At 51.8% G+C, this 24,216-nt stretch carries 29 protein-coding genes and 1 tRNA gene; 20 read left to right on the plus strand and 10 right to left on the minus strand.

Annotated features, from left to right (window positions below; all coding sequences use genetic code 11):
• Positions 1-39: 39 nt before the first annotated feature.
• From J8X26_RS00955 to J8X26_RS00970, 4 genes are read right to left on the minus strand one after another with little or no spacing between them, the layout of a single operon-like run.
• Positions 40-225, minus strand: a complete 186-nt coding sequence (locus J8X26_RS00955) for a YpfN family protein (protein ID WP_152327950.1) — start codon at positions 223-225, stop codon at positions 40-42.
• Positions 226-240: 15 nt separating this feature from the next.
• Entirely contained in the window at positions 241-915 is a 675-nt protein-coding gene (locus tag J8X26_RS00960) for a M15 family metallopeptidase (protein WP_208949924.1), read from the minus strand.
• Positions 912-2,039, minus strand: a complete 1,128-nt coding sequence (dapE, locus tag J8X26_RS00965; protein WP_208949925.1) for a succinyl-diaminopimelate desuccinylase — start codon at positions 2,037-2,039, stop codon at positions 912-914. Before dapE ends, J8X26_RS00960 begins: the two co-directional genes overlap by 4 nt.
• A 1-nt stretch (position 2,040) precedes the next feature.
• The gene (locus J8X26_RS00970) at positions 2,041-2,424 is read right to left on the minus strand and encodes an ArsC family reductase (RefSeq protein ID WP_152327953.1); all 384 of its coding nucleotides are present in this window, start codon (positions 2,422-2,424) and stop codon (positions 2,041-2,043) included.
• A gap of 198 nt (positions 2,425-2,622) precedes the next feature.
• On the opposite strand from J8X26_RS00970, the gene ypfM reads away from it, so the two are divergent.
• A complete protein-coding gene (ypfM, locus tag J8X26_RS28030) occupies positions 2,623-2,682 on the plus strand; it encodes a protein YpfM (RefSeq protein ID WP_152328030.1) in 60 nt (19 codons plus the stop codon).
• 174 nt (positions 2,683-2,856) lie between these two features.
• Here ypfM and acrD read toward each other — a convergent pair whose 3' ends face one another.
• On the minus strand, positions 2,857-6,012 hold the full coding sequence (gene acrD, locus J8X26_RS00980; RefSeq protein ID WP_208949926.1) for a multidrug efflux RND transporter permease AcrD: 3,156 nt from the start codon (positions 6,010-6,012) through the stop codon (positions 2,857-2,859).
• Between the two features lie 315 nt (positions 6,013-6,327).
• Between acrD and J8X26_RS00985 the strand changes: the two genes are divergently transcribed.
• Together J8X26_RS00985 and nudK are read left to right on the plus strand one after the other, a co-directional pair.
• Complete coding sequence (locus J8X26_RS00985; protein ID WP_152327955.1) at positions 6,328-6,618, plus strand: helix-turn-helix domain-containing protein; 291 nt, start codon at positions 6,328-6,330, stop codon at positions 6,616-6,618.
• 72 nt (positions 6,619-6,690) lie between these two features.
• The gene (gene nudK, locus J8X26_RS00990; protein WP_152327956.1) at positions 6,691-7,281 is read left to right on the plus strand and encodes a GDP-mannose pyrophosphatase NudK; all 591 of its coding nucleotides are present in this window, start codon (positions 6,691-6,693) and stop codon (positions 7,279-7,281) included.
• Positions 7,282-7,350: 69 nt separating this feature from the next.
• On the opposite strand, the gene J8X26_RS00995 is transcribed toward nudK, so the two are convergent.
• On the minus strand, positions 7,351-8,526 hold the full coding sequence (locus J8X26_RS00995) for a hypothetical protein (RefSeq protein WP_208949927.1): 1,176 nt from the start codon (positions 8,524-8,526) through the stop codon (positions 7,351-7,353).
• Between the two features lie 256 nt (positions 8,527-8,782).
• Here J8X26_RS00995 and J8X26_RS01000 point away from each other — a divergent pair, with 256 nt between their 5' ends.
• Positions 8,783-9,853, plus strand: coding sequence for a DUF1176 domain-containing protein (locus J8X26_RS01000; RefSeq protein ID WP_208949928.1), 1,071 nt, complete (start codon positions 8,783-8,785; stop codon positions 9,851-9,853).
• Between the two features lie 90 nt (positions 9,854-9,943).
• Here the strand turns inward: J8X26_RS01000 and ybcJ are convergent, their stop codons facing one another.
• Both ybcJ and folD read right to left on the minus strand, forming a co-directional pair.
• Entirely contained in the window at positions 9,944-10,162 is a 219-nt protein-coding gene (gene ybcJ, locus J8X26_RS01005) for a ribosome-associated protein YbcJ (protein ID WP_152327959.1), read from the minus strand.
• A 32-nt stretch (positions 10,163-10,194) separates the two neighbouring features.
• Positions 10,195-11,067, minus strand: coding sequence for a bifunctional methylenetetrahydrofolate dehydrogenase/methenyltetrahydrofolate cyclohydrolase FolD (gene folD, locus J8X26_RS01010; protein ID WP_152327960.1), 873 nt, complete (start codon positions 11,065-11,067; stop codon positions 10,195-10,197).
• Positions 11,068-11,252: 185 nt separating this feature from the next.
• Here folD and J8X26_RS01015 point away from each other — a divergent pair, with 185 nt between their 5' ends.
• From J8X26_RS01015 to J8X26_RS01040, 6 genes are all read left to right on the plus strand, one after another.
• On the plus strand, positions 11,253-12,170 hold the full coding sequence (locus tag J8X26_RS01015; RefSeq protein WP_208949929.1) for an L-lactate dehydrogenase: 918 nt from the start codon (positions 11,253-11,255) through the stop codon (positions 12,168-12,170).
• A 147-nt stretch (positions 12,171-12,317) separates the two neighbouring features.
• Positions 12,318-12,394, plus strand: a tRNA-Arg gene (locus J8X26_RS01020).
• A gap of 165 nt (positions 12,395-12,559) precedes the next feature.
• Entirely contained in the window at positions 12,560-13,738 is a 1,179-nt protein-coding gene (locus J8X26_RS01025) for an integrase arm-type DNA-binding domain-containing protein (protein WP_208949930.1), read from the plus strand.
• Between the two features lie 358 nt (positions 13,739-14,096).
• The gene (locus J8X26_RS01030; protein ID WP_208949931.1) at positions 14,097-14,699 is read left to right on the plus strand and encodes a hypothetical protein; all 603 of its coding nucleotides are present in this window, start codon (positions 14,097-14,099) and stop codon (positions 14,697-14,699) included.
• A 135-nt stretch (positions 14,700-14,834) separates the two neighbouring features.
• A complete protein-coding gene (locus J8X26_RS01035) occupies positions 14,835-15,032 on the plus strand; it encodes an AlpA family transcriptional regulator (protein ID WP_208949932.1) in 198 nt (65 codons plus the stop codon).
• Positions 15,033-15,136: 104 nt separating this feature from the next.
• The gene (locus J8X26_RS01040; RefSeq protein ID WP_208949933.1) at positions 15,137-15,652 is read left to right on the plus strand and encodes a hypothetical protein; all 516 of its coding nucleotides are present in this window, start codon (positions 15,137-15,139) and stop codon (positions 15,650-15,652) included.
• Between the two features lie 604 nt (positions 15,653-16,256).
• On the opposite strand, the gene J8X26_RS27565 is transcribed toward J8X26_RS01040, so the two are convergent.
• Together J8X26_RS27565 and J8X26_RS27570 are read right to left on the minus strand one after the other, a co-directional pair.
• Positions 16,257-16,451, minus strand: a complete 195-nt coding sequence (locus J8X26_RS27565) for a YlcI/YnfO family protein (protein WP_244370237.1) — start codon at positions 16,449-16,451, stop codon at positions 16,257-16,259.
• A gap of 66 nt (positions 16,452-16,517) precedes the next feature.
• Complete coding sequence (locus tag J8X26_RS27570) at positions 16,518-16,703, minus strand: YlcI/YnfO family protein (RefSeq protein WP_244370239.1); 186 nt, start codon at positions 16,701-16,703, stop codon at positions 16,518-16,520.
• A gap of 190 nt (positions 16,704-16,893) precedes the next feature.
• Here J8X26_RS27570 and J8X26_RS27860 point away from each other — a divergent pair, with 190 nt between their 5' ends.
• The 10 genes from J8X26_RS27860 to J8X26_RS01090 all read left to right on the plus strand — a co-directional run.
• Positions 16,894-17,100: a host cell division inhibitor Icd-like protein gene (locus tag J8X26_RS27860; RefSeq protein WP_280118817.1), complete on the plus strand. Its 207-nt coding sequence runs from the start codon at positions 16,894-16,896 to the stop codon at positions 17,098-17,100.
• Positions 17,093-17,323 (plus strand): hypothetical protein, encoded by a 231-nt coding sequence (locus tag J8X26_RS01050; protein WP_208949935.1) that lies wholly within the window; start codon positions 17,093-17,095, stop codon positions 17,321-17,323. The genes J8X26_RS27860 and J8X26_RS01050 overlap by 8 nt, the downstream gene beginning before the upstream one ends.
• Positions 17,316-17,774 (plus strand): hypothetical protein, encoded by a 459-nt coding sequence (locus J8X26_RS27580; RefSeq protein WP_244370241.1) that lies wholly within the window; start codon positions 17,316-17,318, stop codon positions 17,772-17,774. Before J8X26_RS01050 ends, J8X26_RS27580 begins: the two co-directional genes overlap by 8 nt.
• Positions 17,767-18,552, plus strand: coding sequence for an ORF6N domain-containing protein (locus J8X26_RS01060; protein ID WP_208949936.1), 786 nt, complete (start codon positions 17,767-17,769; stop codon positions 18,550-18,552). The genes J8X26_RS27580 and J8X26_RS01060 overlap by 8 nt, the downstream gene beginning before the upstream one ends.
• On the plus strand, positions 18,549-18,854 hold the full coding sequence (locus J8X26_RS01065) for a hypothetical protein (RefSeq protein WP_208949937.1): 306 nt from the start codon (positions 18,549-18,551) through the stop codon (positions 18,852-18,854). The genes J8X26_RS01060 and J8X26_RS01065 overlap by 4 nt, the downstream gene beginning before the upstream one ends.
• Before the next feature lie 88 nt (positions 18,855-18,942).
• The gene (locus tag J8X26_RS01070) at positions 18,943-19,311 is read left to right on the plus strand and encodes a hypothetical protein (protein ID WP_208949938.1); all 369 of its coding nucleotides are present in this window, start codon (positions 18,943-18,945) and stop codon (positions 19,309-19,311) included.
• Positions 19,311-21,992, plus strand: coding sequence for a TOPRIM and DUF927 domain-containing protein (locus J8X26_RS01075; RefSeq protein WP_208949939.1), 2,682 nt, complete (start codon positions 19,311-19,313; stop codon positions 21,990-21,992). Before J8X26_RS01070 ends, J8X26_RS01075 begins: the two co-directional genes overlap by 1 nt.
• Positions 21,993-21,997: 5 nt before the next feature.
• Entirely contained in the window at positions 21,998-22,336 is a 339-nt protein-coding gene (locus J8X26_RS01080) for a single-stranded DNA-binding protein (RefSeq protein ID WP_208949940.1), read from the plus strand.
• A gap of 53 nt (positions 22,337-22,389) precedes the next feature.
• Complete coding sequence (locus tag J8X26_RS01085; protein WP_208949941.1) at positions 22,390-23,382, plus strand: hypothetical protein; 993 nt, start codon at positions 22,390-22,392, stop codon at positions 23,380-23,382.
• A gap of 102 nt (positions 23,383-23,484) precedes the next feature.
• Positions 23,485-24,216, plus strand: a 732-nt coding sequence (locus tag J8X26_RS01090) for an antitermination protein (protein WP_208949942.1), incomplete at its 3' end; no start/stop codon positions are given.

Consider the following 24,216-nt stretch of genomic DNA (forward strand, 5'->3'; position numbering starts at 1 on the left):
ACTAATATTGATTAGGTTTTGTAGCCGTGCTGACCGGTGTTACTTTTTCTTTGGCCAGTCATCGTCTTTATCCCACTCGGCATTGTTGTCGCGATGCGGTGGAAGTTCAGGTTTATCTTTCAGGTATTTCTTCACGTCCACACGACGTAACTCTTTCATCCCGCTGATAAACATGCCGATCAGAATGATCAGAACGATCCACCAGTAATCTTTAATCCACTCCATGGCGTGCTCCTTAATTTATGTAGGGTTTAGGGCGATAAAACGCGGAAAAATTGTCGCTATCTCACTGATGACCCAGTCAGAACCGGCGATATCCTGGCCCTGCCACGCGCTGATTAGCACCTCCGGCGTCAGCTGTGATTCGCACTGCTGTGCCAGAGGACGATAACTCAGGTGCCAGGGTTCAACGGCAACGCCGCCACGATCCTGTGCAAAAGGCCGGTAAAAGCCAAATGCTTCCATGTGCGCCGACATCCAGAGGTTCAGCGGATGAAAATAGCCGTTTTCCTCGTATTCCCACGGCTCCAGTTGCAGCGTCCGGCCTTCCGGCAGCAGAGACGGATCGTAAACATCCAGATCGCTGCCCCAGTGGTGGCGGCTTGCGCCCGGTAGTGCCGACCAGCGCAGGATCAGTTCACAACGTTCAGCGGCAGACAACGTGCTGATGTCCACCGGCTGGCTGTTCTTATCTAATACTGGTCGCTCGCCGCGAAATTTGCCATTCCAGATGGCCTGCTGGCGACTGAAATCACGAAAAGTACTGGCTGGCTGCAAATTAAACCCGGCCTGCGCCGCTGCTTTTTGCATTTCTGCAAAGGCACCGGCGGCGACTTTTTGTAACCGGTGCGGGCCTTCGCCCAATGTGACCAGATGCGCGTCTGAGCGGCCGGTCAGCATTTCGTGGCTGATCATGCGACTAACTGTTCCATGATGCGCTGATACATACGGCTGAGAACCTGCAAATCGGCGGCATGTACGCATTCGTTGATTTTGTGGATGGTGGCATTCACCGGCCCCAGTTCAACCACCTGAGCGCCCATCAGCGCGATGAAACGCCCGTCGGAGGTTCCGCCGGTGGTTTGCAGTTCTGGCGTGATTTCGCTGTAGTGGCGAACGGCATTCACGACGGCGTCAACCAGTTCACCGCGGGACGTCAGGAACGGCTGGCCGGACACCACCCAGTTCAGTGTGTACTGAAGATTGTGGCGATCCAGCAGTTCAGCGACGCGCTGCTTAATGATGGCATCGGTCAGTTCCGTGCTGAAACGGAAGTTAAACTGCACATACAGCTCGCCGGGGATCACGTTATTGCTGCCGGTACCGGCATTGATATTGGCGATTTGCATGCTGGTCGGCGGGAAGAATTCGTTGCCGTTATCCCAGACCGTAGCGACCAGTTCGTTGAGCGCAGGCATGGCGCGGTGCACCGGATTATCGGCCAGATGCGGATAGGCAACATGCCCCTGAACGCCATGCACGTGCAGGTTAGCGGTCATCGAGCCGCGACGGCCATTTTTCACAATATCGCCCACGCGCGTGGTGCTGGACGGCTCGCCGACCAGGCAAAAATCCAGGCGCTCTTTGCGTTCCATCAGGGCGTTAACCACTTTGACGGTGCCGTTCACGGCGCTGGCTTCTTCATCGGAAGTAATCAGAAACGCCAGACGGCCTTTGTGATTCGGGTTTGCTGTCACAAAGCGTTCTGCCGCGACCACCATCGCCGCCAGCGAACCTTTCATATCGGCGGCGCCACGGCCATACAGCATGCCATCGCGCAGGGTTGGCTCGAACGGGCCGGTTACCCACAGATTGTGATCGCCGGTCGGTACGACGTCAGTGTGCCCGGCAAATGCCAGGGTTTTGCCTTCACCGCGTGTCGCCCAAAAATTGAGGGTATCGCCAAAATTCATCGGCTCAACGTGAAAACCAATGGCCTGCAGGCGGGCAATCATAATTTCCTGGCAGCCTGCATCGTCCGGGCTGAGGGAAGGGCGGCGGATTAACTGCTGGGCTAAATCGAGAACCGGACAACTCATGTTACTTCACCTGTGCGAGAAATTGCTGATAGCTTTCTGGTTTGAATCCCAGCAGAGACTGGCCATCGGGCGCCAGCAAGAAAGGGCGTTTGATCACCGCCGGATGTTCAAGCATCACGGCTTTGGCGCTGGCTTCGTTATCACAGGCCGTGCGCGTGGCTTCGTCCAGTTTGCGCCAGGTGGTGCCGCGCGTGTTGAGCATCGCTTCCCAACCCTGTTTGCCGATGAGGTTTTGCAGCAGCGCCTCGTCCAGGCCTTCAACCCGATAATCGTGGAACTGGCATTCAACGCCATTTTCTTCCAGCCAGCGGCGGGCTTTTTTGACGGTATCGCAATTTTTAATGCCGTAAAGAATAAAAGTGGTTTGAGCAGACGTCGTTGCCATAAAAAAACATAACCTGTGAGTAATAAAGGAACTTTTGACCAGCGCAAAAAGCGGGACACGAATAATCACATAATGAGGCAAAACGCGGGCAGGATCCAGACGGGGCGGGATTGTGATCACGATTAAACAATTGTCATTGAATTTTTGCGTGTACAAAAAATAGACGTATAATGATGCCGTCCAATCAAGGGGAGAAAAATGTTAGAGCAAGAATTAGGTAACTGGAAAGACTTTATCGACCGTATGTTGAAAGCGTAATTGCCCACAGTACCAGCGACAAAGCAAAGAGAAGATTTATTCACCGTGTCAGCGCGTCATAATAAAAACGTTTGTTCAGGAAGACCATTACGTCCATTTAGCGACGATTTACACCAGCCAATAAATCATTAATAAAAAAGGCGTTAATTCACATTAACGCCTTTTTTGTGCCTGCTATTTGTGTTCGCGAGGCACGGTTGCGACGATATCCGAGATGACCGGTTCACCGGTTTTCCCCGGGAAGCGGCGGCGGACCAGCACAAAGAACAGCGGAACGAAGAAGATTGCCAGAACGGTGGCAGAAATCATCCCGCCGATAACCCCGGTGCCGACTGCGTGCTGGCTCGCGGAACCCGCACCGGTGCTGGTCGCCATCGGCAAGACCCCGAAGATAAACGCCAGCGACGTCATCAGAATAGGTCGCAGACGCATCCTTGAGGCTTCGAGCGTGGCTTCCACCAGCGCTTTGCCTTTGTGGTTCAGGTCATTGGCAAATTCGACGATCAGAATGGCGTTTTTGGCCGACAAACCGATGATGGTTAACATCCCGACCTGGAAGTAAACATCGTTTTCCAGCCCGCGCAGCCACGTTGCAATCACCGCCCCGATCACGCCTAACGGTACCACAAGCATGACCGAGAACGGAATCGACCAGCTTTCATAAAGCGCCGCCAGACACAGGAATACGACCAGCAGGGAGATGGCGTACAGCGCCGGAGCCTGCGCACCGGAGAGGCGTTCCTGATAAGAAAGCCCCGTCCATTCAAGACCGAATCCGGCGGGGAGTTTCGCTACCAGTTTCTCCATCTCGTCCATCGCCGTACCGCTGCTGACGCCCGTTGCAGCTTCACCGACAATTTCTACCGCAGAATAACCGTTGTAACGTTCCAGACGCGGTGAACCGGTTTGCCAGTGCGACGTGGTGAATGCGGAGAACGGCACCATCGTTCCGCTGGAATTGCGCACGTACCATTTATTGACGTCGTCCGGCAGCATACGGAACGGCGCGGCAGCCTGAACATAAACTTTCTTCACACGCCCGCGGTCAACGAAGTCATTCACGTACGTGGAACCCCAGGCGGTACTCAGCGTGCTGTTGATATCCGCAACGGAAACCCCCAGCGCCTGCGCTTTTACCTGATCGATGTCGATCTGCAACTGCGGGCTGTCATCGAGACCGTTATGACGAACGCGGCTCAGCGTGCTGTCTTTGCTGGTCATTTCCAGAAGCTGATCGCGCGCGGCCATCAGTGCATCATGACCATTCCCGGCGTGATCCTGCAATTCCATATCGAAACCGGCAGATGTCCCCAGTCCGTTGATGGCCGGTGGTCCGCTGGCGATAACGCGCGCCTCGCGGATGTGCCGGAATTCTTTGGTCGCGCGGTCAATAATGTCGAAGACAGAGTTATGACCGGAGGTGCGTTTGTCCCAGTCCGTCAGGCTGATAAACAGACGGGCAACGTTCTGACCGTTACCGCCCGGGCCTGCGCCCAGCGTGGAGAACACGGAAACCACATCATTCTTTTCTTCCGTCAGGAAATAGTGCTCGATTTTCTCGACCACTTTTTGTGTCTGTTGCAGCGTAGAACCCGGCGGCAGCTGAACCTGAACGGTCAGTACGCCCTGATCTTCCTGCGGCAGGAATGACGTCGGCAGTTTCACAAACAGGAACGCCAGAATGCCGAGGATCAGCAGATAACCCAGCATATAACGCACGCTGTGACGGAGAATGCTGCCAACGCCCCGTTCATAACGGTGCGCATTCTTATCGAACGTGCGGTTAAACCAGCCGAAGAAACCTGTTTTTCCGTGATGATGACCCTTGGCAATCGGCTTAAGAATGGTCGAACACAGCGCCGGTGTGAGGGTCAGCGCGACAAAGACAGAAAGCACCATCGCGGCAACAATAGTGATGGAGAACTGACGGTAGATCGCACCGGTTGTACCGCCGAAAAACGCCATCGGGATAAATACGGCCGACAGCACCATGGTGATACCGACCAGCGCACTCTGAATTTGCCCCATCGATTTTCGGGTTGCGTCTCTGGGGCTTAGCCCTTCCTCGCTCATCACGCGCTCGACGTTTTCCACCACCACGATGGCGTCATCGACCAGCAGCCCGATGGCGAGCACCATCGCGAACATTGTCAGGGTGTTGATGGTGTAACCGAACTGATGCAGCACCACGAACGTCCCCAGCAAAACCACCGGGACGGCAATGGTCGGGATCAACGTTGCGCGGATATTTTGCAGGAACAGATACATTACGAGGAACACCAGCACGATCGCTTCGAACAGCGTTTTCACCACGTCGGTGATCGCCGCTTTGACGAATGGCGTAGTTTCATAGGCGATGCGGGTCTCGAGCCCGTGGGGGAAGTATTTTTCCAGTTCCGTCAGACGTGCGCGAACCAGTTTGTCGGTTTGCAGTTCGTTGGCGCCGGACGCCAGCTGCACGCCCATACCAGATGCGGCCTGGCCATTATAACGGCTGAGAATGCTGTAGTCTTCGGCACCCAGACCGACGGTTGAGACATCGCCGAGTTTGACCTGTGAGCCGTCCTGATTCACTTTCAGGGTGATATCGCGAAACTGTTGCGGCGTTTGCAACTGCGACTGCGCGTTAACCGTTGCGTTGAGCGCCTGCAAATCAACCGACGGTGCGCCGCCGAGCTGCCCGACTGCCACCTGACTGTTCTGGTTTTCAATTGCCGTCACCACATCGCTGGTGGTCATCTGGTAGTTAGTCAGTTTGTTCGGATCGAGCCAGATACGCATCGCATATTGCGTGCCGTAAGCGGTAATGCTGCCGACACCGTCGATACGGCTTAGTGGATCCTGAATATTGGAGGCCACATAGTCGGCGATATCCTGCTTATCCATACTGCCGTCGGTGGACACGAATGCGACGGTCATCAGGTTGGTATCACCGGTTTTCGAGACGGTGACCCCCTGCGTTTGCACCGCCTGCGGCAATCGTTTCATCGCCTGTTGCAGCTGATTTTGTACCTGTTGCAAGGCTTCATTCGGGTCGGTTCCGGCCACAAAACTCAAGGTAATCTGTGACTTGCCGTTGCTGCTGCTCTGAGAAGACATGTACATCAGGTTGTCTAACCCGGTCATGTTCTGCTCGATGATTTGTGTCACCGTGTTTTCTAACGTCTGAGCTGATGCGCCCGGATAAGTCGCGGTTATACGCACATTTGGCGGAGCCAGATCGGGGTACTGTTCAACGGGCAAAGAATAGATAGCCAGTGCGCCGGACAAGGAAATGATGATCGCTAAAACCCAGGCAAAGATCGGGCGATCGATAAAAAAGTTAGCCATGCGTCAAGAACCTCGTTGTCACTCTGGCGTGAGTGACTAACATCAGCAAACAAACAGAGCGTCAGTAATCTGACAAAAAAATCCCCTGAAAAGGTTTTCTCAGAGGCAGTACCGTCCGGAAAGGACTGAGCGAGTGTTAGAGTGTCGTTTTACGTCAATGCACTTTACCTTCTCATTCCCGATAAAACGTGGAGAAATAAAGGAGATAATGTAAAAAAGCCTCCCCGCACACAGGGTTATGTCTCACACGTATTCGCTGAAACAGTCTACGCTTTGGCTATCTTCTTTTTATGACAATACGCAGGGGTCGTCCAGATGAGTTTGAATTTGAATTCGGTGTTTGCGCGCCGTCTCTATCTTTGCTGGTTGCTGGATAACGAACAAAAACCGAATGTGCCCAAACTGATGGAGATTACCGGCTGGCCGCGCCGTACTTTGCAGGATGTGCTGAAAGCGTTACCGGGAATGGGCATCGAGCTGGAATTTGTGCAGCAGGGCGTGCGCAACAACGACGGCTACTATCAGATTTCCGGCTGGGGACCGCTGGATCCCCAATGGATTGGCCGACATCGCGAGCAACTTCTCGACGCAATTGAGCACGGCTGACGCTGGCAGGGGCGTACTATTGCGGCTATGATATCGGGCTTCTCTCACCACTTCTGAGCGGAGGCACGCTAAATGTCATCTCATGGCAGGTCATCTAAAATCGAAAACGTCCGGACCGAGTTACTCTCTGATAACTGGTATGTTCTTCGAAAATTCACCTACGACTTAATCAAACGCAACGGTGAACGTCAGCCGCAATCCCGTGAAGTGTATGACCGGGGAAACGGTGCGACCATTCTGCTTTATAACCGGCCAAAGAAAACCGTTCTGCTGATCAATCAGTTTCGTATGCCGACGTATGTCAACGGCAACCCGACCGGCATGTTGCTGGAAACCTGCGCAGGGTTGCTGGACGATGATTCGCCGGAAGACTGCATCCGTAAAGAAGCGATTGAAGAAACCGGTTTTGCCGTCGGGCACGTCGAGAAACTCTTCGAATGCTACATGTCGCCGGGCAGCGTGACGGAAATCGTTCACTTTTTTGCCGCAGAATATGATGAATCGCAGCGGGCGAATGCTGGCGGTGGCGTGGAAGATGAAGATATTGACGTGCTGGAAGTGCCGTTCACCGAAGCGCTGGCGATGATCAAAGATGGCCGCATCAAAGACGGTAAAACGATTATGTTGCTTCAATACGCGCAGTTGCAGGGCTGGCTGGCGTAAAAGTTTTAATCCCGAAAAGTCATTGTTATCTTAAAAGTCAAAGGCACCCGCAGGTGCCTTTGTTGTTTTTTAGTGTTCCAGACTGATGGCGGTGCTCCCTGCGTGGCCTTTCAGCGCTGACCACGGCAAGACTGACCATTCCGGGCTTTCGCACGAACGTTGTACGCGGGCGAACGTCGGATCAAAATACAGGCCTTTCGGTGTGAAATACCACGCCGGGAACTGCCAGACGGACGGATCCGAATAATCGCAGTCATCGTCGCTATCGTCGGTCGGCTTCTTCATCTGTTCCGGATGCGCCGCAGTAAGCTGTTTCACCAGCCACGGTGCCCATTTTTTGTCGCGGTACGCGGCGAAGGTATCGAAATCCACGTCATTTTTGCCCGATGAGGCGCGATCTTCCGCATTGAGATAATGGAACGGCGCGCCGTCACCGACCCATACGATGTCTTCCAGCGTGAGTGTATCCGCCGTTTGGGCGTTCATATTGACCGGCGCTTCGCCGAAATCAGGATGCGCACCGCCGCAATCATAGGACGTGAACAGACTGACGCTGACGACTTCCGGGCTCATGAATTCCGGCGTAACGGTCTGCTGATATTCGCCCTGACCAAACCGGCTGGCGCCGAGCATACACGCATGCCATCCGCTGACTTCCTGCCATAAACGGGTGCGCAGTTTCTGGTTCATCGCCTGCAAACTGGCGTCCGGATAACCGGACACAATCTCGAAAAGCGTGATTTTCGACTGAGGCTCAACCCACCATTGCAGCTGATAACCCATGAAATTCTCGCTTTTACCGGCCTTCAGCTGCAATTCGGATAACCGCAGATACTCGTAAGGATCGGTATGAATCAGCGAACCCAGATAGCTGTCGTCGGTAGCCGCCGCAGGAAACTGCGCAGGTTTTAGCGTCACCGGCAGCGTTTTGCCCTGCGGATTGGTCCAGTTACCTTGCCAGCCACCGTTTTCATCTTTGGTCAGGGTAAATTCAGGACGCGGCGTATCGTCAAAATCGTCCAGCCCTTCCTGAAGTTTGAGATCCTGCCCGTCCAGCGCGCCGTTGAGTGGCAAATCCAGATGGTACTTCTGATAAAAGTAACGGCCCGTCACTTCGTCAGGTTTATTCATGTCCAGCTCAACCACTATGCTGGTTTTTCCCAGTGTGCCGTTGTACACCACCGGCGGCTCTTCCGCCCATGCGGACAGAGAGAACAACGTTATCAGCCAAATCCATAACTTCATCTGAATCTCCCGGAGAAATGAACATCATCCTTTCGCCATTTTTTTTCGTTATTGGCGGAGTCAGTGTACTGAAAGTTTCGTTACGTCACCATTACGTGATTTCGTAAGTGGTGAAAAATAAATGCCTGCAAAAAAATAAATCCGGCAAAGTATCTCTTTCTTATTTCGAATAAAAAATGCTGCATTGTTGGCAGAGTCTTGGCGGCGGTTACGCTATTATCAAAAAAGATAATTTCGAACAGAGCAGAAACTCATAATGAGCAGATGGATTACCGCCCCTTTATGCCTGCTGGCCGGAATGCTGGCTTTCAGCGCGCAGGCCGAGCCGACGCAGGCAATTTATAACGACTGGCAGGTCAGCTGCGACAATCTCAATCACTGCGTCGCCCGAAATTCTCAGGACGGGCAGGAGCTGGTAATGAAAATTACCCGCGAAGCCGGACCCGAAGGTAAATCGACTGTCAGCATTGATTACCAGCGCAACAGCGATGAACAGTCTGCTGAAGCGCCAATCGCCAGCCGTTTCCAGATGAATGGCAAAACGCTGAGCTTTAATCATCGCGAATGGGATGTCAGCAAAAAACACCTTTCTACCGGTAACCGTCTGGTGGTGAATGATTTTATTGCCGCTATCCGTGAAGGCAGCAGCATTCAGCTGGCCGGTAAAGCCGATACCGCGCAGCCGGTCAGGCCGGTTATTTCACTCAAAGGGCTGAAGGCCGCTTTGCTGGCAATCGATGCACAGCAGGGGCGCGTTGGCACGAAAACTGCCTGGGCGAACCGCGGAACGAAGCCGGTGAATACGGTGCCGCCGATCCCGGCAACGCCGGTTCTGCCGCGTTTCAGCGAACCTCATGCGCTTTCTGAAACTGAGATTTCGGCGATTACGCAGAATGCCGCGACTACCATTGAGAACAACGATTGCAGCCTCGACCCGTCGGAGCGCGAAGTACATATCTTTGCACTCAGCAACGAGAAAGCGCTGATGACGGTGAACTGCGATATGGGCGCGTATAACCTTTACGCGCTGGGATTCCTGGTTTCGCGTCAGTCACCGTATAAAATGGACGATCTGGCGCTGAGCATGCCGTTCAAACTGGGCGAAGACGATCAGTCTCCGGAACTGATCAATGCTGATTTTGATCCGAAAACCGGATTGCTGACGACCTACGATAAAGGCCGTGGCGTCGGAGATTGCGGCGTCTCTTCCCGCTGGATATTCGACGGCAAAACGTTCCGCCTGGCCGCGTTTGCGTCAGAGCCAAGCTGTGATGGCTACAGCAGCGGCGGCGACTGGCCGGTATTGTGGGTTACACAGGCTCCGTAACTCAGCCTTTGTCCTAAAGCAGACATAAAAAATGCCCTGTCAGCGTGAAGCTTGCAGGGCATTTTTTCGAAGCCGGATTGGGTCAGAAAATTATACTGACGCCTTCACCACGACTTTATTGCTGGCGAACTCAACGTTCTGGTCAGCAACGATTTTGCAGCGTTTACGGGTTTCGACTTTGCCGTTGACCTTAACCTGGCCTTCAGCGATCACCGCTTTAGCGGTACCGCCACTGTCACACCAGCCCATAAATTTGAGCAGGTCGCACAGTTCAACGTGCGGATGTTTTTCGAGAAAAAAAGTTTCCATGTATTCCTGACTTTATGTGTAGTGCTAATTGTTTAAGACTTATTTGCGCTGATGTCGTGATATTCCTCGCAAGCCTGCAAGGTATTCTGGATCAGCGTCGCGACCGTCATCGGGCCAACACCGCCCGGCACCGGTGTGATAAAGGAAGCTCGCTCAGCGGCGCCATCATATTCCACATCGCCGACAACTTTACCACTTTCCAGACGGTTTATACCGACATCAATGACAATCGCGCCCGGTTTAATCCATTCGCCCGGAATAAAACCCGGTTTGCCGACGGCAACCACCACCAGATCGGCGTTTTCGACGTGATGACGCAGATTTTTAGTGAAGCGGTGCGTGACCGTCGTGGTGCAGCCCGCCAGCAGTAACTCCATGCTCATCGGACGGCCAACAATATTGGATGCGCCGATCACCACGGCGTTCAGCCCGAATGTATCAACGCCATAACGTTCGAGCAGGGTCACGATACCGCGCGGCGTACAAGGGCGCAGCGTTGGAGCGCGCTGGCACAGACGCCCCACGTTGTACGGATGGAACCCGTCGACGTCTTTGTCAGGATGAATCCGCTCGAGCACCTTGATGTTATCAATGCCCGCAGGCAGCGGAAGCTGAACCAGAATACCGTCGATTTCGTTGTCGTTATTGAGCTGATCGATAAGGCCGAGCAGTTCGCCTTCGGTGGTCGTCGCCGGTAAATCGTAAGAGCGGGAAATAAACCCGACTTCTTCGCAAGAACGGCGCTTGCTGGCGACATAAATCTGCGATGCCGGGTTTTCACCGACCAGTACGACAGCCAGCCCGGGAGCACGTTTCCCTTCCGCCAGTCGTTGTTGAACACGCGCCGCAACTTCGTTTCTGACTTGCTGCGCAATCGTTTTACCGTCAATAATCTTTGCTGCCATCAGGGAATAAATCCATCAATTAAAAAATGCAGGGGGATGCGTCTATTTTGTCAGAAGCGGCGTGCGCTGTCAGGCGCTGAATGCGAATAACTTGTTATCGGCGGGTGAGAATTTAACCTGAGACAGTGGCGAAAAAAGTGTCTATTTTAGATGTGACTCTATTTAAATCATGAGGAAAGGAATAAATGACACGTAAAGTGGGAATCATCGGTGCCGGGCACGTGGGCGCTGACGTCGCGTTTTCACTGGTCACACAGGGTTTGTGCGACATCATTGTGCTGCTGGATGAAAATGAAAAGAAAGCCGTCAGCCAGTCGCTTGAACTGCGCGATATGGCTTCACTGACTGCTTCGCGCGTTCAGGTCATCGCTAATGATTACAGCGAATTGCATGACGCCGACGTGCTGGTCATCGCCGTCGGCCCTAAAACGCTGTTACGCGAAGACCGTCTGGAAGAGCTGGCCGAAACCCGTGCGGCAGTCCGTGAAGTCATTCCCCGTGTCATCGCCAGCGGTTTTGGCGGCGTTATTATCAACATCACCAACCCGTGCGACGTGATAACCCAGATTATTCAGCAAACCAGCGGCTTGCCGGATTCGCAGGTATTTGGCACCGGCACGTCTCTGGATACCGCACGGATGAAACGCGTAGTCGGCGAGTTTTTTGGCTTTGATCCGAAAAGCGTCACGGGCTACGTGATGGGCGAACACGGTGAGTCGCAGTTTGTCGCCTGGAGCACTGTCACGCTCGGTGGACGTCCGGTCGCCGAACTGGCGGGCGATCGCGAGGTTGACTGGGCAAAAATGGACGACGCCGTTCGCGGCGGCGGCTGGGAAATCCTGCAAGGGAAGGGCTGGACCAGCTTCGGTATTGCGACCGCGACAGCCCGTCTGGTGGATGCCGTGCTGTCCAATGCGCAGAGCGTGTACCCGGTTTCCGCGTGGGATGACGAACTTAGCGTGTATATCGGGCAACCGGCGGTGATCGGTAAAAACGGTATCGTACAAACTTTGCAGCCGGAACTGACCGCCTACGAAGGCGTGGCATACCACGCCTCCGCGCGCGTTATCACCGCTGCATTGAAATCTGAGCACGAAAAATAACCACCGCTGATGACATCGTCTTATCAGGCATACCGGGAATAACTGCTAATTGTTCAGGCATTAAGCAGAGAGTTCGAAAGCCATTGACTCAACCCGGTCTGCCCGTATAATCCGAACCCGCAACGCTCCCAATTTGGGACAAGCAATGCGCCCTTAGCTCAGTTGGATAGAGCAACGGCCTTCTAAGCCGTAGGTCACAGGTTCGAGCCCTGTAGGGCGTACCACCCTTACTTATTTTAACGTCTTCCAAAGTCCACTAATCCCTCTAGTACCAAGGCTTTCAGCCATATTCCATTATCCCAACGTCTATTGCCATCCATTGAAATAAACATGCAAATGGGGGTATATATGGGGGTATCCTCAGGTTCAATGTAGTGAGATACCCCCAATTGAAACTCAACGCCCGTCAGGTCGATACTTCCAAGCCCAAAGACAAACCTTACAAGCTCAGTGATGGTGGTGGCCTTTACCTTCTGGTCAACACCAATGGATCACGTTACTGGCGCCTCAAATATCGGATAAACGGAAAAGAGAAATTGCTTTCCATTGGCGTTTATCCAGACGTTCCGCTCGCTGCTGCGAGAGCAAAACGTGATGAGGCAAAACGAACCTTAGCTGCTGGTGGCGATCCGGGGCAGGAAAAACAGGCGGAGAAGCAGTCGAGAAAGGTTAGCGTTGAAAACACCTTTGAAGCCCTAGCCAGAGAATGGCACGCCTATAAGAAGCCGAACTGGTCTAAAGGGTACTCTGAAGACCTTATGGAATCCTTCGAGAACGATATTTTTCCGTATGTCGGAAAACGGCCAATAGCTGAAATAAAGCCTCTTGAAATCCTCGAGGCACTGCGCAAATTAGAAAAGCGTGGTGTGTTAGACAAAATGCGTAAGATCCGTCAGGCATGCAGTCAGACGTTCCGATATGCCATCGTGACGGGCAGAGCAGAAAATAATCCAGCAGGTGATCTTGCAGGTGCATTGGCTGTTCAGAAACATCAGCACTACCCCCACCTATTATCCTCAGAGCTTCCTGAGTTTCTCCGATCGCTGAATCAATATTCCGGTAGCCAAATTACATTAAGAGCAACAAAGCTGCTTTTACTGACCGGAGTCCGCACTATTGAGTTACGTGCTGCCGAATGGGCTGAGTTCGATCTCCAGAACGATATCTGGGAAGTACCCGCATCCAGAATGAAGATGAAGCGGCCGCATCTGGTTCCACTTTCCAAGCAGGTAAAAGAACTCCTGCTCGAAATTCAAGACATCACCGGTCGGTTTAAATTAGTTTTCCCCGGGCGGAATGACAGCCTGAAGCCAATGAGTGAGGCGAGTATCAATCAGGTCATTAAGCGTGTTGGTTATCGTGGTAAAGCAACTGGTCACGGCTTCCGTCACACCATGAGTACCATATTGCACGAGCAGGGTTATAACACCGCCTGGATCGAGCTACAGCTCGCTCACGTCGATAAGAACAGCATCAGGGGTACTTACAACCATGCGCAGTACCTTGAGGGGCGTAGAGAGATGCTGCAATGGTATGCCGACTACATGGACTCGCTGGAACGTTCGTAGGGCAGCGAGCCAGAGGAATGGATTCACTAACACGGAACTCTCTCATGTGAGAGAAAAATAGGTAGGTTCAGTCGGTTCAGTCGGTTCAATATTTTAGTGTGTTGATTTATATGTTATTTATTTGAAATATTGAACCTACCCTGAACCGACTTTAGGCCGTTTGAACCGACCTTGTTGTGTGAATGCTCAAACGACCATGTTGAATGCAAAATGGGAGCTGATAGCTGGACGAGTATACAGTAGTGATTTATATTAGACATCACGAGAATAAGGCTATACCTAGGTTGATCACCGAAAACCAGTACGCCTCTACTGGCTGGCATAGCCTCGATATTTAGAGGGCTAGAGGTGTCGCAAAGTGACAAAAAAATTACCTTTACTTTCTGTAGTGAGTGAATTTGAAGATCGAATCGCAGATGAAAAGTTCGAAATTATAGAAAAGCTTATTAATGACTCTTTCAATGATACTCAAAGTGGAGATTATTTTGATACGGCTGATCTCCTGAAAATAAACATTAATGATTTACTTAATCCTGAAAAGGAAAAGTCAGATCTTGAAATGAAAGCTATTTCTTGTGGTAAAGATTTAGCCATTGCTTTTAATGTTCCTGAAAAAAACTTTTACCCCATAATGCTGATGTTTATTTTTTCCTTGATTAACGGAAGAAAGTATGAGGCTAGGGCTATATTCAATGCGATATTAACAACATCTATTCAGGTGATGACGCTTGAAAAAGGACCTGAAAGGATAGGGGTTTTAGGTGGCAGGCCAGAGCATGAAAGAAAAGGTGAGGCCATATCCCTTGCTATGCAACTCTTGGAGCAAAATCCAAAGGCTTCAAAAAACAGCGTGGCTAACTTCGTGAAAGCCAAAATGGACGAGAAACATACGGATGCGCCAAAATTGCCGACTATCAAAGTATGGATTAAGGATTTGGCACAACGGAGTGAGCATTTATAGTGAATATATACCGGTTAATATACAAAATATAGATACTAACCGGTATATATTAATTCTCCCAAACTCAGACATGATCAAAAATCACCTTCAGTAATTGATGTCCACTAATGGATACATTGTTTGATAGAGGTATACATGTCTAATTCCTTAATTCGCCTAGTCGAAGTACAGCGACGAACTGGTTACAGCAAAGCTTGGATTTATCGTCTTATATCCCATGGGAAATTCCCCACCTCCGTAAAAATCGGCACTCGCTCAATTGCCTTCGTTGAAAGCGAAATTGACGAATGGATCAACCAGCGCATTGCAGAATCCCGCAAGGATGTCGCCTGATAAGAACACTGGGTGTTCATTACTTGCGAGAGTTTGCGGCTCGGTTCTTTCATCATTTCGATGCCGTCGCGACAGCTACTAAAAGCTTAAACGGAGAATAATCAATGAAACTGAAAAATGTACCCCTCCATGGGGTAGGCCAAACTCACCCTAAATTCCCCCTCAGCGGTATTACTGTTAACGGTTTGCCTTATGAACTGGTGGATGCCTGGAACGAATTTACAACAAAGCGTAGCTTTGCAGTTCAAATCTCAACTGAGCTGCGCCGCCAGTTTTTTACCAATGATGCGGAGTTCGGCAAGGCAATGCGTAAGGCAGGTTATGTGCCAGTTCGCACCCGCCAACTGACCGGGAAAGATGCTCGCTTCTGGCTATATCGTGTGACGGGAAATGACAAGGGGGTTGTCGCAGTAGAACCCGCAGCGCAAAAGGCTTCCCACGTATTTGTGCAGGTATCCATTAAACCGCGCAAGGCATTCAAACGCCTCGCAGTAGATGGTAAATGGCTGCATGTTTATGACGACCACGTGCGCTTCCTGACTAAAAAACGTGTCCGTGTAGATGGCAAGCAGGTTACTGGCTTCACCGCTAAAGGTTTGCGCGTAGAGGTGGTGGCCTGATGGATCAATTTTATGGGGTTGTCGCATCAGAGGTCTTGCATACCAAGGGCTACAGCGATTTTGTGCAGAAGACAGACCCGACATTATCGGGCCTGTTGCGACTAGCTTTAAGCGAGTTGCAAACCGTGCGCAATTCTTTCGGAGTTATACAAACCAGCTCCGGACGATTAGCGTACCGACCTAGTTTTGATTATCGCGAAACGCGAGAATTGACTAACTTGATGATTTTGTTTAATTCCGGTGAATCGCCGGAATCGTTTAAACCGGAAAACTATTCCGGTTCACCTGAACATTACCATTACTCAGGTTTGACCAAACATAAACACTGCTTAGGTTCGGCAATTATCCAGATTGGATGTAACTATCAAAATCATCAAGTTACAGACAAAGAAAAGGGCCGGACTGCGAATCCGACCCTTTGGGATGGTTGCTTTTCCAATCATGAGGAAAATCATGAATATCCAGCTTTGGAGGATGCCAAAAGCTGTCGCGCTAACAGACCCTCTTTAAGAGGGGGAGTTCTGAATTTGCAGGTGACCAAAAGTCACTCACAAAAACACATCGGAAAATCCAACTACGAAACTTTCGTAGTTCACAGCTCTATTCACAGTAACTCTGTTTTGCCTTTAGCCGCATTCTTTACCTGCCGACGTCGGTCAATTTCTGCCGCTAAAGCTGCAATAATGAACTGCGATGTACTTTCATCACGTTTTTTAAATAACTCAATATCCTCGACAACTTTGTGCGGGACTCTCGCATGTAATTTTTGTGACTTGGAATTAATGTTCGTGGTGGACATTGCCGAATCCTCCCTGTTTCATCGCCGTACGGCTTGCACGGAAAGTATGGCTGTGGGCGATAGTGTTCAGCCTTCAGGTGCTTCTTTGGCTTTCTTCCTCTGCCTGCGTTTGATCTCGCCTTGCATGGCCGTGACGATGAATTGTCCTGTAGTCTCGCCATCTTCCTTCACTGAATCCATTGCATTCACTACTTCATGCGGTGCTCGGGCTTGTACCTTCTGCGATTTAGAGTTGATTGCATTACTTGCCATTACTAGTTCTCCACTGTTTTTGTGGATTACAGTATACAGGGAAATAAATGGAATAAAACTATTGACGGGGAGTACAGTTAAATCTAAAGTGGATTACACATTGATGTGTTTAATGTCAAAAATAGCGAAGCTCGACAGTGTTACCAGCACTAGCCGAGCCTCTATCCACAACGTAACTAAGGCTTACACTATGGAATACTCACATAGTACCCAAACTCGCCCTGAGAAAAAATACCTCTGGCGCTTTCTTGCCCTAAATCGCTCAGATATGCGTGCAAAACCTTGCCGCATTTCGGTTGAAGCACCAACTGAGCACGATGCTCGCCGGGTTCTTGCACCGTTCTACATCCTCTCTCTGTCCGCTCGCCTGTCTGCACAGGGGGTGTGCAATGCATAACTTCATGTATCACACCAAAGATAACGCGCTTCTGCGTGCTCAGCGTCTGGCAGATCTGCTTCACTGTGCAGATCACCTGGCAATCAGCGGTGCTGAAGACAGCCAGCGATTCATTTCCATTCTGGTCGATATTGCGTCTGACTATGCACAGGCTTTGGTGAATGAGCTGGATGCAGGTGAAATGTCGGCGGTTAAAACCGGGCCGGAGGTGCGCAATGCTTAAAAAATATCGCGTGGAATTTAGCGCAGTTGATGCCGCTGGTGGCGCACTCAAACTGTCATGGTGTGGCGAGGCTGATAACCTTGATAAGGCGGCTTCCTTTGTCTTGTTGGGGGCAGAAGAACGCCGGATCAGTGAAGTTCAGATCACCAGCATCATGCAGATCCCTGACGAGTGCAGCATTTATCCTGCTTCGTACGAAGAAACCCAGCGTGCAATCGCCGACCTGATGGGAAGCCGTGGGGCGTCAACGCCGAACACCACTGAGAATCGCTCCCGGGACAGACTGCTTCGTGTTAAATCGGGTTTGCTTCACTTACTTACCGAAGTGATCCCGCAAATCGAAAATGAGCAACAACGGCATCAGGCTTATTGGTGGACCGAAGCCGTTCACGACATTGTACGTTTTGAAGAATGCGACGCGTTAAATGAACAGGGGGTGTGCAATGACTAATAAAACTGAACTGGCTCCAGTGAACGCCAAAGACTTACAGGTTATCGAGTATCGCGGGCAGCGTGTGGTGACTACTGAGCAATTGGCGTCCGGGTATGGTACTGACGTTAACAATATCAATGTCAATTTTCATCGTAACCAAGATCGTTTTATTGAAGGGAAGCATTACTTTGACATTGAGGGCGATGAACTTCGTGAAATGAAGAACTGGGTATCTTTAAGTAATACAGTTGGCAAACGAGCCCGTAGCCTGCGCCTCTGGACAGAACGCGGTGCGGCCAACCATTCGAAAATGCTGGAAACCGATCAGGCGTGGGACTACTTCAACGATTTGAGTGAATTCTACTTCACGAAGCGTGACATGCTGCCAGCGCCGACCGACCTTAGCCGTCTTGAGATCCTTCAGATGGCAATCGACTCAGAGCAGGGGCGCTTGGCTGAAAAGCAACGAGCCGATCATGCCGAACGGACCAAAGGCCAGATCAGCCGCAAGCGCGAAGCTCAGGCACTGGGAAAACTGGGTGCCGTAACCCGCAAATGCAATGTCCTTTCGGAACGTCTCGGTGAAAGCACCAAACACGCGACAGTGACCGCAGTTCTCAATGCCACCGGCACTGACTATAAGTGGGCTCCGCTGCGTAAGTGGTGCCGCGCCAATAATATGGAAGCTAAATTGGTCGCCGATGATCGTTGGGGAAGTGTCAAATCATGGCCCGCTGAAGCGTGGCTGGCGGAGTACGGCGTCAATCTGCATAAGCTGTTCGGAGGTAAGGCATGAGCCATATCGAGAATATTTTAACCCGCAGCGATATGCATAAAGAAGAAACCGCATCGCTGAAGCACATCCGTATGCACTCAGAGGCGGCTTATGAAGGCTTGATTTCTGGCTTGGGTGCCATTGGCAATATCGCATTTTGGGCTTGTGACAATAAGAACTATAGCGATGATATGGCGCGTTCTGACTTATGCGCTCTCGGTGAAATGCTGATGTATGTTCCCGGCATTACGGCTGCACTGAAATTTAATGCAGAAGAGGCCGATTTTAATATCAAGGAACGTGAGCAAAAGAATAAACGCTAACGCCAAATATTAATTAGTCCCTCTCAATAAATTTAATACCGACTCTGGTCGGGGGATCCCCTCGGCCTGAATTCGGGAGGAGCATTATATGACTCACCAACTTGAATTAAATCGTAAGCATATTGCCGGGGCATTTGTTGAGTACTGCAAGCGCCGCAGCGGTGGACACCCTGTGTGCACGGTGAAAGTAAAACGCAAGCAGGTCATCCTCGGCGAACTGAGCACCGACGCCGTGTGCCGTTGCCTTAAAGACTGTTTCGAGGCGCAGTGCCACAAAGAATACGGGCAGGCCAGCAGCATTGAACTCCTGACTTCTACTTATTCCAGCATGACAAATAAGGACAACAGCAAGCTGACAGAGGAAGGAATTGAGTTCATGGCGGACATTATGAGCAATGCCGTCGAAATAGCGCTGAAGGATCCAAAGAATAATTCTCTCGGACTGGAGATGTATTAATGACAGCCAGCTTAATTATCCGCGATGTAATACGTTCAGCGTCCGGCCGCTGGAGAGAGATTTACGAGTCATTGGGCATTGATGTACCGCGAACAGCGGGTGTTCATGGTCCGTGTCCGGCCTGTGGCGGCAAAGACCGGTTCCGGTTTGATGACCAGGAAGGACGGGGAACGCATTTCTGTAATCAGTGCGGTGCCGGGGATGGTCTGGATCTGATCACAAAGGCGAAGACCTGTTCTGCATCTGAAGCGGCGGTGTTGGTGGCTGATGTACTTTCTCTGCCTATGAAGACCATGCCCGTTGTCACTAAAACGGTGACGCCTGATGTCACTGCAAAAGTGACAAAACTGCTTAAAGACTGTTCGCCCGGCGACTCAGCTTACTTTGCCAAAAAGGGGCTTCCAAGCCCCTTCGATGCCCTTTTGGATGATGGCTCAATGGTGATCACGCTTCGCGATATGTACGGTGCGGTTGCCGGTGCACAGGTCATCAAGCCGTCTGGCGAAAAGAGACTGCTGGCGGGCACAAGAAAGAAAGGGTCTTTTGTCGCACCCTCACCACTTCCTGAACAGGTGGAAACGGTGGTGATCGCGGAAGGTTACGCCACCAGCGTTACGACCGGATTGCTGATGCCTGATGCGATGATTGTCGCCGCGATTGACGCCGGTAATCTTCTTCCGGTCGCGCAGTTGTTCCGTGAAAAATACCCTGAGGCGCGGATCATTATTGCCGGTGACAACGACTGGCACGCACCTGATGAAGTCGATGAGCAGGGTAATCCCAAAGTGAACACCGGCAAGATCGCTGCTGAAAAGTCCGCCAGTACTATTGATGGGTGGGTGACTTTGCCGCCGGGCGACGTTAAATCCGACTGGGACGATCACCGCCAGCAATATGGAGTTGAAGCAACTAAAGCGCAGTTTACCAGTGGTCTGTATCAGCCAAATGGGGGAACAGTGAAAGCATCACTTACCGTGATTGAGGGTGGCAAACGACCCGCGAAGAATGACCTCAAGCCCTATGTTGACGGGCGTCGCGGCGGGTTGTACTGGATTGAGCCGAAGCTGGATAAGGACAGTGGCGAAGTTAACGAGAAGGAAGCGTGGCTTTCCTCTTATACGGAAGTCGTTGGTGTTGGAGAGGATGATTCTGAGCGTTACCTCATCCTTGCCTGGACGCCGGAAGGCAGTGACAGACAGCGAACCGAAGCCATTCCTTTGCGTGATATTGGCGAGCGTGAAGGGTGGGCAAAACTCAAAGCTGGCGGAATGCTGATCACTTCGAAAAGCACACTGAAGGCCATTCTTGCCGATCACTTGCAGCGTAGCGGTAAGCGTGAAATGTGGGCAATTGCCAGCGCCAGTGGGTGGCAGTGCGGCGCTTATATCATGCCGGACGGTGAGGTATTGGGTAACCCGGAGAAACCGGTGCTGTTCAATGGGCGTTCTGCCGCAGCGCGGGGATATACGGTCAAAGGAACTGTAGGTAGCTGGCGCAGTAGCGTTGCCAAACTCGCACAGGGGAATCCTTCCATGATGTTGGGTATTGCCTGTGCACTGGCGGCCCCGCTGATTGGTATCGCTGGCGCTGATGGATTCGGTGTCCACCTGTTCGGCGGTTCATCCGCGGGTAAAACCACGACCGGTAACGCGGCCAGCACTGTTTATGGTGAACCTGATGCGCTCAAGCTGACGTGGTACTCGACGGCGCTGGGGCTGGTTAACGAGGCGGCGGCACACAATGATGGTTTTATGCCGCTGGATGAAATCGGTCAGGGGAGTAACCGTCGTGCGGTGGCCGATGCTGCTTATGCATTGTTTAACGGTGTCGGGAAAATTCAGGGAGCCAAAGAAGGTGGCAATCGTGATGTTAAGCGCTGGCGGGCGATGGCCTTCAGTACGGGTGAAATTGATATGGAAAGCTACATCCGCGCTGACGGCGGCAAGATAAATGCGGGTCAGCTGGTGCGCCTGCTGAACGTGCCGATCACCAAAGCAACCGAGTATCACGGTTATGCCGATGGTAAGACCCATGCTGATGCTATGCGTGACGCGTGTAAGCAGAACTATGGTGCCGTCGGGCGTGAATGGATTAACTATCTTGCGAGCCAGAAAAAGGCCGCTGTCGATTCCGTTCGTACTGCTGAGCGCCGTTGGCTGGGGCTGCTGCCCGATGAGGCCAGCGAGCAGGTTCGCCGTGTTGCCTCTCGCTTTGCCGTTTTGGAAGGCGCATTGCTGCTTTCCCAGAAACTTACCGGATGGAGCGAACAGGAAAGTCGTGATGCCCTGCAGCACAGCTTCAATGCCTGGGTAAATGAGTTTGGTATGGGCAACCGCGAGTCCAAGGCGTGGGTTGAACAGGCCGAGTCATTTCTTCAGCGCTTTGGCTACAGCCGCTATTTGCCTCACCCACATACTGATCCGCGTGATTTGCCGATCCGTGACCTTGCCGGGTACCGGGAGGAAAGGGAGGGCGTTGAAACCCTGGTGTTCCATACCTTTCCCTCGGTGTTTCGGGACGAGATCGCCGCCGGTGCTAACCCCGTTGCTTTTGCTCAGGTGCTGGCTGATGCGGGAATGTTGGATAAGCCGGCCAAAGGGACAACCAAAAAGACGCTCAGAATTGACGGTAAGCAGCCCCGTTTCGTGGTTCTGATGATGCCAGATGATACAGAGGAGTAACTCTGATGACAGCACATATTGCAGCACATGGCCGACTGGTGGCCGATATCCAGACCAAGACAACCAGCGGCGGATCCTCTATGGCACTCGGGCGGATGGCGGTTTCTCTGCCGTGCCGTGATGCGGAAGACGGGCAGTTAACTTTCTGGCTGGCGGTTACAGCCTTCGGAAAGCAGGCTGACTTTCTGGCGAAACATAGCAAGGGTGACCTTATCAGTGTCTCTGGAACGATGAACATCAGCCAGTGGACGGGCGGTGATGGTCAGTTGAACACCGGGTATCAGGTATTGGCTGATTCGGTTATCAGCGCCAGAACGGTACGCAGCGGCGGCAAACGTCCGTAATGAATATGGCGGCCAGAGTGCCGCCTTTAACCATCTGAATACAGGGTGTTCAAATGACTCAAGAACAGAAAGACGAAGTCCTGCGCCTCAAACGTCAGGGAAAGGGCTATAAAACGATTTCCAAACTCACCGGTATCAATATCAATACGGTTAAAACGACCTGTCGCCGCTCAGGGCTGTTTCGGGATAATCCTGAACACAGGGTGCTCTTTACTATCCCGGAACAAAAATACAGTACTGCCGTTGCGATCCCCAAGCCATTACCGCCTCAGCGTTCTGTCACCGGCGACAAACAAACCGACGCTTATCTGTGGGTACTGGAAGTTATTAAGACTGGTGAACCCGCCCATATTGCAGCAGCGGAGGATGCGTTGAAAAAACTGACCATAACGCCTAAGCAGGCCCAGGCTAATTATACGCATTATCTCCAGAGTAAAGGCGCTGGCTGGACGTCAGTATTTTCCACAATGTGGATGGATAACCCACAGCATTATATTGATAACGCCAAAAGTCAGTATCAGAGAGCCGCTGAGGTGCGCGGCGTATTCGGAAGCTGCGAAGACCTCCTTTCGAAACTTACTGAACCGGAGCAACGGCTGGAAGATGCCATTGGCTGGATTTACGAGTCGGGATGTTTTGGCTGGACCGATGATGAACGTAAGTGCGGCAGAGTCGAAGGCCAGCGGGTTTTTGACATGTGGGACATGCGGCGTGACGAGGCATTCAAGACGATGGATAAAATATTACCTCAGCCCCACACCTTGTCCGATGTCGTCAGGGAGTTTAATTACTGGGACTGGTTATATCAGATGCGCAGTACGGCACGTAAAGAGGTTGATCCGGATGGTTACGACGACGGTGAAGGGCCGATATCTGACAGGGAAACGTGGCTGGATAAAAAACTGGAGACCATTCGTCCACGTGACCAAAAAGAGGCGTTGGAAGTTTTGAAGTGGTATCTGCAAAGCGACAGGCATCAGGACAGTGTGGGGGCCGACAGCGATGAGGTTTATCTCAACCTGATAGGCATACATGAAGTGGCGTAATTACTGGTTGTTTTGGTATTTCAAAATACGCAATGAAATCGAATCATGTTGCGTTTTATGCAATAATAAATACATCAAAAACAGCCTCCCGGTGGTCGACTGATGAAACTCGAAAATGCACTGAAGCAGTTCAACCCTAAAACGCAGGCGTTTACCAATGTTCCGCCAGCGACAGCCTCAGACTCTCTGACGGGGCCAGATCTCGCCGCCAGTCTTGGAATGGCAGAGGCGGAGGCAGAATTCGGGATGGGCGCTTTCCTCGGCAAAAATGGCATCAGCGAAGAAGACGGGAAACGCACAATTGCACGCCTCGCATTATTTGCGATAAAGAACGCCGGTAAGCACGTTGGTAAAGCAGCTGGCCGCCGGATGGCGCATTGCATGGTGATCCTCGCGAAGATGGCCTATGCCGAGTATTGCAAGTCGGCGGGGAGTGCCAGCACCTGCACTGATTGTGCTGGCGCCGGGTTCAAGTTGGTCGAACGCGAAGTTGTGAAATATGCTGGTTACGTTGGCGCTGATGGTGAGATGAAGATTCCGGAGGTAACTGAAACCCAGACCGTGAGAGAGCTGTGTCAACCGTGCAACGGGAAGGGGACAATCTCACAGCGCTGCCGCTGCAACGGTACCGGCCGCGTGCGTGACCTGGAGAAATCCAGCCTGCTCGGCGCACCGGTCGATAAGACTTGTGATCGGTGCGCTGGCAGGGGATTCAAACGGACACCCGGCACAACGGCGTATAAAGCGATTACGGCACTGCTTCCTGACCTGCAAGAAAGGACATGGAATCGTAACTGGCGTCCGCTGTATGAGTCGCTGGTGACCAAATGCGAG

Source organism: Rahnella sp. ChDrAdgB13, assembly GCF_017655185.1.
Taxonomy (GTDB): Bacteria; Pseudomonadota; Gammaproteobacteria; order Enterobacterales; family Enterobacteriaceae; genus Rahnella; species Rahnella contaminans.

Excerpts from the sequence above, each read along its gene's own strand:
- J8X26_RS27860 (WP_280118817.1), top strand. The coding sequence starts at position 16,894 with ATGGAATACTCACATAGTACCCAAACTCGCCCTGAGAAAAAATACCTC.
- J8X26_RS27565 (WP_244370237.1), bottom strand. The coding sequence starts at position 16,451 with ATGTCCACCACGAACATTAATTCCAAGTCACAAAAATTACATGCGAGA.
- J8X26_RS01040 (WP_208949933.1), top strand. The coding sequence starts at position 15,137 with ATGAAACTGAAAAATGTACCCCTCCATGGGGTAGGCCAAACTCACCCT.
- J8X26_RS27570 (WP_244370239.1), bottom strand. The coding sequence starts at position 16,703 with ATGGCAAGTAATGCAATCAACTCTAAATCGCAGAAGGTACAAGCCCGA.
- J8X26_RS01075 (WP_208949939.1), top strand. The coding sequence starts at position 19,311 with ATGACAGCCAGCTTAATTATCCGCGATGTAATACGTTCAGCGTCCGGC.
- J8X26_RS01035 (WP_208949932.1), top strand. The coding sequence starts at position 14,835 with ATGTCTAATTCCTTAATTCGCCTAGTCGAAGTACAGCGACGAACTGGT.
- J8X26_RS01070 (WP_208949938.1), top strand. The coding sequence starts at position 18,943 with ATGACTCACCAACTTGAATTAAATCGTAAGCATATTGCCGGGGCATTT.
- dapE (WP_208949925.1), bottom strand. The coding sequence starts at position 2,039 with ATGAGTTGTCCGGTTCTCGATTTAGCCCAGCAGTTAATCCGCCGCCCT.
- J8X26_RS00995 (WP_208949927.1), bottom strand. The coding sequence starts at position 8,526 with ATGAAGTTATGGATTTGGCTGATAACGTTGTTCTCTCTGTCCGCATGG.
- nudK (WP_152327956.1), top strand. The coding sequence starts at position 6,691 with ATGTCATCTCATGGCAGGTCATCTAAAATCGAAAACGTCCGGACCGAG.
- J8X26_RS01065 (WP_208949937.1), top strand. The coding sequence starts at position 18,549 with ATGAGCCATATCGAGAATATTTTAACCCGCAGCGATATGCATAAAGAA.
- J8X26_RS01060 (WP_208949936.1), top strand. The coding sequence starts at position 17,767 with ATGACTAATAAAACTGAACTGGCTCCAGTGAACGCCAAAGACTTACAG.
- J8X26_RS00985 (WP_152327955.1), top strand. The coding sequence starts at position 6,328 with ATGAGTTTGAATTTGAATTCGGTGTTTGCGCGCCGTCTCTATCTTTGC.
- J8X26_RS27580 (WP_244370241.1), top strand. The coding sequence starts at position 17,316 with ATGCTTAAAAAATATCGCGTGGAATTTAGCGCAGTTGATGCCGCTGGT.
- J8X26_RS00960 (WP_208949924.1), bottom strand. The coding sequence starts at position 915 with ATGATCAGCCACGAAATGCTGACCGGCCGCTCAGACGCGCATCTGGTC.
- J8X26_RS01015 (WP_208949929.1), top strand. The coding sequence starts at position 11,253 with ATGACACGTAAAGTGGGAATCATCGGTGCCGGGCACGTGGGCGCTGAC.
- J8X26_RS01085 (WP_208949941.1), top strand. The coding sequence starts at position 22,390 with ATGACTCAAGAACAGAAAGACGAAGTCCTGCGCCTCAAACGTCAGGGA.
- J8X26_RS01080 (WP_208949940.1), top strand. The coding sequence starts at position 21,998 with ATGACAGCACATATTGCAGCACATGGCCGACTGGTGGCCGATATCCAG.
- J8X26_RS01000 (WP_208949928.1), top strand. The coding sequence starts at position 8,783 with ATGAGCAGATGGATTACCGCCCCTTTATGCCTGCTGGCCGGAATGCTG.
- J8X26_RS01050 (WP_208949935.1), top strand. The coding sequence starts at position 17,093 with ATGCATAACTTCATGTATCACACCAAAGATAACGCGCTTCTGCGTGCT.
- J8X26_RS00955 (WP_152327950.1), bottom strand. The coding sequence starts at position 225 with ATGGAGTGGATTAAAGATTACTGGTGGATCGTTCTGATCATTCTGATC.
- ybcJ (WP_152327959.1), bottom strand. The coding sequence starts at position 10,162 with ATGGAAACTTTTTTTCTCGAAAAACATCCGCACGTTGAACTGTGCGAC.
- folD (WP_152327960.1), bottom strand. The coding sequence starts at position 11,067 with ATGGCAGCAAAGATTATTGACGGTAAAACGATTGCGCAGCAAGTCAGA.
- acrD (WP_208949926.1), bottom strand. The coding sequence starts at position 6,012 with ATGGCTAACTTTTTTATCGATCGCCCGATCTTTGCCTGGGTTTTAGCG.
- J8X26_RS00970 (WP_152327953.1), bottom strand. The coding sequence starts at position 2,424 with ATGGCAACGACGTCTGCTCAAACCACTTTTATTCTTTACGGCATTAAA.